General features: G+C 30.0%; 8 protein-coding genes. 6 read left to right on the top strand and 2 right to left on the bottom strand.

Translation table 11 applies throughout. The annotated features are described in order from the left end of the window. The first annotated feature begins 239 nt into the window (after positions 1 to 239). From B5E48_RS12705 to B5E48_RS12685, 6 genes are all read left to right on the top strand, one after another. Complete coding sequence (locus B5E48_RS12705) at positions 240 to 863, top strand: PD-(D/E)XK nuclease family transposase (protein WP_087305450.1); 624 nt, start codon at positions 240 to 242, stop codon at positions 861 to 863. A gap of 15 nt (positions 864 to 878) precedes the next feature. Beyond that, complete coding sequence (locus tag B5E48_RS13655; protein WP_158095493.1) at positions 879 to 1,037, top strand: hypothetical protein; 159 nt, start codon at positions 879 to 881, stop codon at positions 1,035 to 1,037. Between the two features lie 163 nt (positions 1,038 to 1,200). Further along, complete coding sequence (locus B5E48_RS12700) at positions 1,201 to 2,268, top strand: hypothetical protein (protein WP_087305447.1); 1,068 nt, start codon at positions 1,201 to 1,203, stop codon at positions 2,266 to 2,268. Beyond that, on the top strand, positions 2,265 to 3,539 hold the full coding sequence (locus B5E48_RS12695; RefSeq protein ID WP_087305445.1) for a hypothetical protein: 1,275 nt from the start codon (positions 2,265 to 2,267) through the stop codon (positions 3,537 to 3,539). Before B5E48_RS12700 ends, B5E48_RS12695 begins: the two co-directional genes overlap by 4 nt. A gap of 131 nt (positions 3,540 to 3,670) precedes the next feature. After that, positions 3,671 to 4,780 (top strand): DNA-processing protein DprA, encoded by a 1,110-nt coding sequence (locus B5E48_RS12690; protein WP_087305442.1) that lies wholly within the window; start codon positions 3,671 to 3,673, stop codon positions 4,778 to 4,780. A 1-nt stretch (position 4,781) separates the two neighbouring features. Further along, positions 4,782 to 5,975, top strand: coding sequence for a ComF family protein (locus B5E48_RS12685; RefSeq protein WP_087243443.1), 1,194 nt, complete (start codon positions 4,782 to 4,784; stop codon positions 5,973 to 5,975). A 39-nt stretch (positions 5,976 to 6,014) separates the two neighbouring features. On the opposite strand, the gene B5E48_RS12680 is transcribed toward B5E48_RS12685, so the two are convergent. Together B5E48_RS12680 and B5E48_RS12675 are read right to left on the bottom strand one after the other, a co-directional pair. After that, on the bottom strand, positions 6,015 to 7,571 hold the full coding sequence (locus B5E48_RS12680) for an AAA family ATPase (RefSeq protein WP_087305440.1): 1,557 nt from the start codon (positions 7,569 to 7,571) through the stop codon (positions 6,015 to 6,017). A gap of 195 nt (positions 7,572 to 7,766) precedes the next feature. Further along, a partial coding sequence (locus B5E48_RS12675) for an AAA family ATPase (RefSeq protein WP_143747029.1) occupies positions 7,767 to 9,191 on the bottom strand: 1,425 nt, incomplete at its 5' end.

The raw sequence follows: 9,191 nt of genomic DNA, 5'->3' as shown, positions 1-9,191 counted from the left end.
GATCATGAACTCCATGTGTGAGCTAAGATATAGTGACTTTACAAATGAATTTTCATTTAAGACCATATAATCAATATATTTTAAATATAGTTACCAACATTTATCTAGGGTTAGATTATCCTGAAAAAAAGAAAAATGTCAAAATAATGCGTATATAGATAAGTGAAGGGTTCCTGATTATCATTCCTTAAATATCTAGGAGATTGAAACTATAAAAAATAAAAGGAGGAATAATCAAAATGAATCAGGAATATCTTGAGTTTGTGAAAGCATTAAGACCTATTGATGATATCTTTATGAAAGTCATCTTCAATGATCAACACTGCATTGAATTATTATTCAATATCATTTTTGAAGAAGATATTTCCATTACAGAATGGCATATTCAGGATGAATACAGAAATCTTCATGGTAGAACAGTCATTATGGATATAGTAGCTTCAACAGAGAATGGGAATATTATTGATGTGGAAATGGAAAGAAGTCTAAAGAATGCTTCACCTTTAAGAGCGAGGTTTCATGCCAGTATATTGGATAGCAGTCTGTCATATGTCAATGAGAAATGGGAAAAGTTGCCTGAAATTTATGTTATTTTCATATGTGAAAAAGATGTTCTAGAAACAAACAGATTGAAAAATCATATACAGAGGCATGGAGAAGATGGAGAAGCATTTAAAGATAAGGTACATATCATTTATATGAATGCCACCAAGGAAGATGAAACACCCTTAGGGAAGCTGATGCATGATTTAAGATGTGAAAATCATGAAGACATGTATGATGAAGTCTTGAAAGAAAGAGTCAGATATTTTAAACAAAAAGAAGGAGGAAAGAAAATTATGTGTGATATGATGGAAAAATGAGAAAAACGAGGTGAAATGAAAAGTCTTATTCAAATTCTGTTGAAGAAATTTCCAGGCATGAATTTTGAATGGGTCAAGGAGTGCAATGAACAGCAGATAGAGAAAATTCAAGATCATATCTTAATGAATATCAGCTATGAAGAATTTTATAAGTTGGTACTTCATGATAAATAATAGAATGTAATAAAAAAATAGAGAAGTTCTATGATAAGCAGTTATAGCTTATATCATAGAACTTTTTGAATAGGGATAAAAAAGAATCTCTGTGTTGATTTCGATAAAATTGTCTTTATTTGTCAGGAATTATGATATACTAAAACAAAGGAAGGTGAGGCAAATGCTTTGTTATTATGCTGTGTTTCCAACAAAAAATTTAAATCAAGATATATTAATAGGTTTTTTATGGGATTGGCTGGAACATTCTAAAAATAAAATGGAAGGATTATATATAGAAAAAACTTTTCCATTTGAATATGAAGTGGATCATAAACATTTAAAGCTTCAGATCTTTGATGAAAAATATTTTACGATTTATTTTTCTACACAGGATAATGATAAAAATACACATTTTATAGTAGAAGTGATATATGATATGTTAGAAGAAAAAATACATTTGCTTTTTTCTAAAGAAACATCTCATGATTCACGTTATATATCAGCTGTATCTATTCCTGTTTTGTTTAAAAACATATTGGTATCGCCCTATATAAAAAGTGATATTTATCCACTTTCTTATAAAGCACATCATGTTAAAGATATTGAAGCTATGAAAGTTCAGGAACACCAGTTACCGATTCTTTACATGCATACCACATATATAGATGCAAATCTTCTTGCAAGAAAGATGCTGGGCTTAGCGCATGTCTGTTATTGTAAAAATCAAAAAGAAGAAGGATATATTGAAATAATTGATGATTATGAAAGCCGTATATTTCAATTGAATAAAAAACGTCAAAGTTTATATCAGATTTATGAATTAAATGAACTGTTGAGAAATGAAATCATTAAAAAATATAAAAATCATATGCCTTCTTATGAACAGCTTTATCAAAATCAGATTCTTCATCAACAAAATATGACAATGAAAAATGCTTATGACTATCAAGAAGAATTTAAAAAAGAAATCAAACGTCAACAAATTGAAGTGGATGAACTGAAAGATATATATCATATGTTAATGGAAGAAAAACAAAAGGCCCAAAAACAAAATCAAAAATTAATGCAGGTGGGACAATATCATGATGCTTTGATATATGTGGATCATATGGACAAAATAGCAAGCTATCATGATTGTCTTCTTCAGTATATTCAACATAAAGCTCATGATTTAGAAACAACACAGGAAATTTATCGCCGTCTGGATATTTTAAATGCAATTTTAAAAAAGAATGGAGATTCAATATGAAATCATTTTCAACTTATTTAAAACTCAAAGAAAAATGGACGATATCACAGTTTATAGATTCATTATTTGAAGTCTATGATATTCAATATGATAATCTCAATTTACAACAGAAAAGAATTATTGAAGATTATTTTGATATCTATCAGTATCCTCAAGATCAAAGTGTTGTGATTCATTTGTATCATCGTATGGAATACATATATAATGAAAAAGATGGTGGTTTGTGTATTCATAATGAGGGATATCAAAAAGGATATCGTTATATAGATTATTTATTAACACATCAATTGCTTCAAACGAGTAGAATTCCTATCAGTGATAGTCCTATAGCAATTGATAGGGATCATTGTCAACAAGTCATGCAATGGCTTGAAACTTATGAGAGTTTACCTATTGTTTATATTAATTATGAACAGGTTGTTGATCCTGATTATCTTGCCGGACAGTTAAGAGGAATAGCTCATGTTATGTATGAAACATCATATGATGTCTCTTTATGGATGAAAGAACATTGTCAGCTCATTCCTCCTCAAAGCCGAGTGATTTTCTATTATTTGAATCATGATTATAAGGCATATCGCTTCTTTAAAAAAGAATCCCAAGATCAACTGCAACAACGTATTCTTCATCATTTGAGTCTGTATTTAAAACAAAGACGGTATGGAACAAGTTATGATTTTCATAGTTTACAAAAAAGATATCTGGAAGAATTAAAAAATCATGCACAAGATTATGAAGAAGAAACGGTTTATCAGTTAGATCAGGAAATGGAAAAATTAGAGAATGAAAAAATCAAATATAGTGAATTAATCAGTCAATTAGAAAATGAAGTAGAATTATTGAAAATGCAAAATGAAATGTTAGAAGAACAAATGAGTCTACAAAATCAATATGGTCTTTTAAATAAAGGTGATATTCAGGAATATTATCAGGGAGAACAAAAAGATATTCTTTTAAATATGCTTGAAGATGATGTGAAAAAGAAAAATGTTGGAAATCTTGATATGAGTCTATTGGAAGATATTCTCCAACAAAATACGAAAGATGGCATTAGAGAGGAATATTTAAATTGTATTTTGAAAGCTTTAATTAGCAGTTATGATATATATAAATTAAAAAGTTATGGTATCACAATCAAAGATGAAAAAAACAAGCATCCTGTGGCTATGTTTTTTGATAATCCAAGATATCAATCTGCGCTTTCATCGACACCAAGTGATCAAAATGCCTGCCGACAGATTTACAGACAATTTAGAAAATACTTTTTTTAACAAAGAACGAAATATACTCGTTCTTTTTTATTGACAACGTCAATAAGAAAATGGGAAGTTGATTTAAGCTTGTTTTTTTAACCTTATTATATATAATTGAAAATAGAAACATCAATAAAGCAGGTGATGAGATGGATAGAAAAGATATTTTAAAAGTGATGGAAAATATTTATACTTCGCAAGAAGCGGCTGAATACTTAGGTATGTCTTATGAAGCTTTTTGTCAGATTGTCCAAAGTCAACAGATTCAACCTATTAAACAAAGTCATACAGTAATGTTATTTTTAAAAAGTGATTTAGATGATTATCGTCAAATGAGTCATTTACAAGAATCATTCAATATTAATCAAGTTTCTGTAAGAGATGCGATATTGTATTATACAATCCAGCAATATCTTGATGACAGTGATAAAAAAACATTGACTTTTATCCAACAGATCAAACAATTCTATCATTTTGATTTTCATGCAGGATTAAAAATAAATATTCCATTTTTAGCTTCTCAATTTCATATCACAGAACAAGAATTTTATAATAGCTATTTACAAATCAAAAAAGCTTTTACACAATTACCAGCCAATACTCACATTATAAAAAAAGGAGAAGACAAGTATCCTCAACAACTTGCTGATACAAAAGAGGCTCCACTATTTTTATTTGTCAATGGTCAAGTCAATTTACTGTATCAAAAGTCTATATGTGTTGTAGGAAGTCGAAAGGCATCTCCATATGCCATTGAACAGACAAAACAATTGGTGAAAACATTAGTGGATGATGGTTTTGTTGTGAATGCCGGTTTAGCAAAAGGAATTGATACGGTGGTGCATCAGACTGTTTTGCAAAACAAAGGACAAACAATAGCAGTCATTGGCACATCACTACATGAATATTATCCAAAGGAAAATCAGACCTTACAATTTACAATTGAAAAAGAAGGGTTGGTTGTTTCACAATATCCACCATGTCAGCATGTGAATAGATGGAATTTTCCAAAGCGTAATGCAACTATGAGTGGATTATCAATAGGGACTGTGATTATGGAAGCAAGTGAAAACAGTGGCACTTTGAAGCAGGCAGACTATGCTTTACGACAAGGCAGATATGTTTTTATACCTCAATATATTGTTGATGATTCATCTTTACAGTGGCCACAAAAATATATAGATAAAGGTGCATATGTATTTGAAACTTATGATGATATGATGAAGATCATTCAACATCAAAAACAGGAGGAATTTTAATATGTGGAAATGGACACAAATCAATCATTTAAAACTGATTATTCTTGATTGTGAGTCTTTAAATCAAAAATATATAGATTTTCCTTATCAGCATCTTTTGGGTGTTGATGTTTTGAAAATAGAATCACTTGACATTGATAAAAATATTGATTTAGATGCTTTGATTGCGAATTTCTTAATAATGGCACAGTGTCAATCCTATGAAGCAATTGTGATAAGTGGAGATATGACATGGTTAAAGAAAGTGATGAGTTATCGTATTGGAACTTTATTTGTTGGGCATCTTCAACAAAAAGATTTAAAATATATGCCGGATTTTGTGGTTGATTCAATTGATTCGTTAGTAGATGTATTATCAGAAAAAGACAAGGGATATAGTGGAGAAGTACTTACATTTGAAAATAAAAAAGGATCATTGTTGTCTTGTCAAACTGAGATTGTTAGTGATGATGGAAAAAAATATCTTACAGAGTTATATTTTGGAGGACGTTATTATCCAGAGAAGCATCAATATTTATTAGATGATGCATTATCATATATGATATTGAAATTTAAACATGAATATGTAGATATCATAGATATATTTTTTGATGAAGCAATTATGGATATACGTAAAAAAGAAAAAATAGATACTTTGACATATATACCACCTAAACCACAAGATATTGAAAAGAAAAGATTTCAAAGATTTTTGAGTTTAAAACTTGAACGCAATGCACAAGATGGATTGATGTTAAAAGATTTCTTGTCATGCCAATGTGATTTTTCACAAAAAGGAAATGATTTGGCTGAAAGAAGAAAAACTGTTAAAGGTGTTTTTCGTGTGAATGGGGATGTGAAAGGGAAAAATATTATTTTAATTGATGACGTTTTTTCTTCTGGTTCAACAATGATTGAAGCTATGAAAACATTGTATGAAGCAGGAGCAAATAAAGTGATTGCTTTAGCTATTGCAGTGAGTCAAATGACAGAATCCCCCTTTGCTTATCAAAAATTAGTTTGTTCATATTGTCAGGAACCGATGGAACTGATGTATTATAGAAAAACACATAAATTACTATTTGGATGTCCTCATTACTATTCACATCCTGATCAAAAAAGCATGATGAGTTTAAGATTAGGAATCTTTTGTTTAAAGAAGAGAAACAGATTATATGATGGAAGTTATGATATGATGAATAGGGAAGATTGTTGATGAACTGATCATAAGAAAAACACCAATGAGATAAAATCCTTATTGGTGTTTTTCTATATGACAAATATGTTTCTTTGTTTTCTTATCATAACTAATTCCGACAATCAGTAAGTTCTCTTTATATTTCTCTAATCCTTTTGGATATTTTTTCTCTTTGATCTGGTCGATTGCTGTTTTGACCTCTTGATTCCATTTCAGCTCTATAATCATAGCTGGTTTATCTTGATAAGGAATCAAAACAATATCAGCAAAGCCTTTTCCTGTAGGCATTTCTCTGATGATTGTATAATCATCCCTAGCTGTAATATATGCCAATGATAATGTGTAGGCTAAGGCGTTTTCATTATTGTAAGTCAGTATTGATGTGTTGAGATGGGCTTCTTCGATATATCTTGCGACAGCTTCTTCATCCTGTCTCCATGTTGCCTCTAAAAGTTCACGACTGTTTAATAGTGCTTTTGTCGATTCATGCCAGTTGGAACTTTTAATAGAATTCGCAAATGAGTCAATCACTTCTTTATTTGGAATATAGGCTTGTTTTTCTTTTTTTAGATATCCTAGATAACCAAGATGTATTAATAATGTAAGCACATCATCCTTGACTTCAAAAGTGCTCATATCATTCTGGAATGATGATGTTTGTACAGGAACATTTTCACCAGCTAACATTTTAATCACATCATCTTTGAGTCCGTCTTTATTGATGTCTATATAAAATTTTAAAGCTTCATAGGTTTCTGTAGAAGTCCAGTAATTGCCAAATTCTTTTCTAGTCAGAGACATGACGACTGATCTAGGTGAAAAAGTGGAAATCTCATCTGTAAGATGATATCCATCATACCATTGTTTCATTTCATCATAACTAACGTTAAATTGAATACAAAGATCTTGAACTTCAGCTTCAGTAAATCCCATAAATTCAGGTAATAATCCCGGATCAATCATAGAGATTTCTTCAAACATATTTAAGGCACTATGTGTTCCATATTTTTTAATAGGCAATATCCCTGTCATATAGGCTAATTCTACATAAGGTTTATCTTTCAATAGATTTCTTAAAAAGTCAAGATATTGTTTCTGTGCTTCTTTATCTTGCTTATATTCTCTAAAGATACAATCCCATTCATCTATAATAAAAATAAATTGATTCTTTGTGGATGCATAAATGTCTTCTAGCGATAATGAAAGATTTGTTTCATCAAAGAACGTGATTGAATACTCTTGTTTGAACTCATTTAGAATTCTCGCTGTTAATAGTTGGATCATTTTATCAATGTTGTGTGTGTTGCTTAAAAAACTTTGTATATTGATATGAATAACATGATGTTTGTTAAGATGTTTTAAATAATGATCAGTTTGACTGATTTTTAATGAATCAAAAATATATTGAGAATCACAGCCTTTAGAATAATAGGCAACAAGCATATTGGCATCTGTACTCTTTCCAAAACGTCTAGGTCTTGATACACATAACTTATTATCACCGGTACCTATTAATTGATTTGTATAGTTAATCAGTAATGATTTATCTACATATATAGGATTGTTGATTGCTTGTTGAAAACTATCATTTCTTGGATTGAGATATAATCCCATATATCTTCACCTGCTTTCTTTTCACTCATCATTATATCATTTATTTCATTGATATGCTATGACTATATATGTTGTAAATTGTTTATGGATTTGGTGATTTGTTGATATTTTAAGAATATAAATTCTATATTGTATGTAAAAGCTTTTGAAAAAAGATTATAGTGTTATAGAAAAAACACCAATAAGCATTATCTCTCATTGGTGTTTTTCAATATGACAAATATGTTTCTTTGTTTTCTTATCATAACTAATTCCGACAATCAGTAAGTTCTCTTTATATTTCTCTAATCCTTTTGGATATTTTTTCTCTTTGATTTGGTCGATTGCTGTTTTGACCTCTTGATTCCATTTCAGCTCTATAATCATAGCTGGATTATCTCGATATGGAATCAAAACAATATCTGCAAAGCCTTTACCTGTAGGCATCTCCCTTATCATCGTGTAATGATTTCTTGCATAAATATATGCTAAAGCGAGTGTATATGACAATGCATTTTCATCGTTGTAAGTCAGTATTGATGTGTTTAAATGTGCTTCTTCGATATATCTTGCGACAGCTTCTTCATTCTGTCTCCATGTTGCCTCTAAAAGTTCACGACTGTTTAATAATGCCTTTGTGGTTTCATGCCAGTCAGAACTTCTAATAGAATTAACAAATGAATCAACAACTTCTTTATTAGGAATATAACACGTATGATCTGAACTGTTATATCCTAGATATCCCAGATGTATCAAAAGTGTTAAAACATCATCCTTTGACTTAAACGTTGTCATATCATTCTGGAATGATGTTGTCTGAACAGGCACATTTTCTTCTGCTAAAAGTTGAACGATATTATCCTTCAAGTCATCAAAGTTCATATCTATATAAACCTGCAAGGCTTCATAGGTTTCAGTAGATGTCCAATAGTTTTCATACTTTCTATCCATAAGAGCATAAACAACAGAACGATGATTGTAGACAGAAATGTCATCTGACATGCGATATCCATCATACCATTTTTTCATCTCATTATAATCCATATTATATTTCAAGCATAAGTCATAAACTTCCTGTTCAGTAAATCCCATGAAAGATTCTAACGGTGTTGCATTTAACATAGATATTTCCTTAAACATGTTCAAGGCACTATGTGTTCCATATTTCTTAATAGGCAATATCCCTGTCATATAGGCTAATTCTACATATGGTTTATCTTTCAACAGATTTCTTAAGAAATCAAGATATTGTTTCTGTGCTTCTTTATCCTGCTTGTACTCTCTAAAGATGCAATCCCATTCATCTATGATAAAAATAAATCTTGCACTTGCTTCAACATAAACATCTTCCATGATTTGAACAAGATTAGATGAATCAATATAATCTACATCACAAAAAGCTTTCTTGATTTCTCTAAATATTAGTTTGGCTAGAAGTAAGATCATTTTATTGATATCATGAGTCTTGCTTAAAAAATCCTGCATATTGATATGAATGACATGATGCTGATTAAGATGTTTGAAATAATGATCAGTTTGACTGATTTTTAATGAATCAAAAATATATTGAGAATCACAGCCTTTAGAATAATAGGCAACAAGCATATTGGCATCTGTACTCTTTCCAAAACGTCTAGGTCT

It is taken from the genome of Massilimicrobiota sp. An105 (assembly GCF_002161155.1).
Lineage (GTDB): Bacteria > Bacillota_I > Bacilli_A > Erysipelotrichales > Coprobacillaceae > Allocoprobacillus > Allocoprobacillus merdigallinarum.
Note: the sequence above shows the minus strand (reverse complement) of the source record. Positions and strands in the feature narration are given on the sequence as shown.

Excerpts from the sequence above, each read along its gene's own strand:
- B5E48_RS12705 (WP_087305450.1), top strand. The coding sequence starts at position 240 with ATGAATCAGGAATATCTTGAGTTTGTGAAAGCATTAAGACCTATTGAT.
- B5E48_RS13655 (WP_158095493.1), top strand. The coding sequence starts at position 879 with ATGAAAAGTCTTATTCAAATTCTGTTGAAGAAATTTCCAGGCATGAAT.
- B5E48_RS12700 (WP_087305447.1), top strand. The coding sequence starts at position 1,201 with ATGCTTTGTTATTATGCTGTGTTTCCAACAAAAAATTTAAATCAAGAT.
- B5E48_RS12695 (WP_087305445.1), top strand. The coding sequence starts at position 2,265 with ATGAAATCATTTTCAACTTATTTAAAACTCAAAGAAAAATGGACGATA.
- B5E48_RS12690 (WP_087305442.1), top strand. The coding sequence starts at position 3,671 with ATGGATAGAAAAGATATTTTAAAAGTGATGGAAAATATTTATACTTCG.
- B5E48_RS12685 (WP_087243443.1), top strand. The coding sequence starts at position 4,782 with ATGTGGAAATGGACACAAATCAATCATTTAAAACTGATTATTCTTGAT.
- B5E48_RS12680 (WP_087305440.1), bottom strand. The coding sequence starts at position 7,571 with ATGGGATTATATCTCAATCCAAGAAATGATAGTTTTCAACAAGCAATC.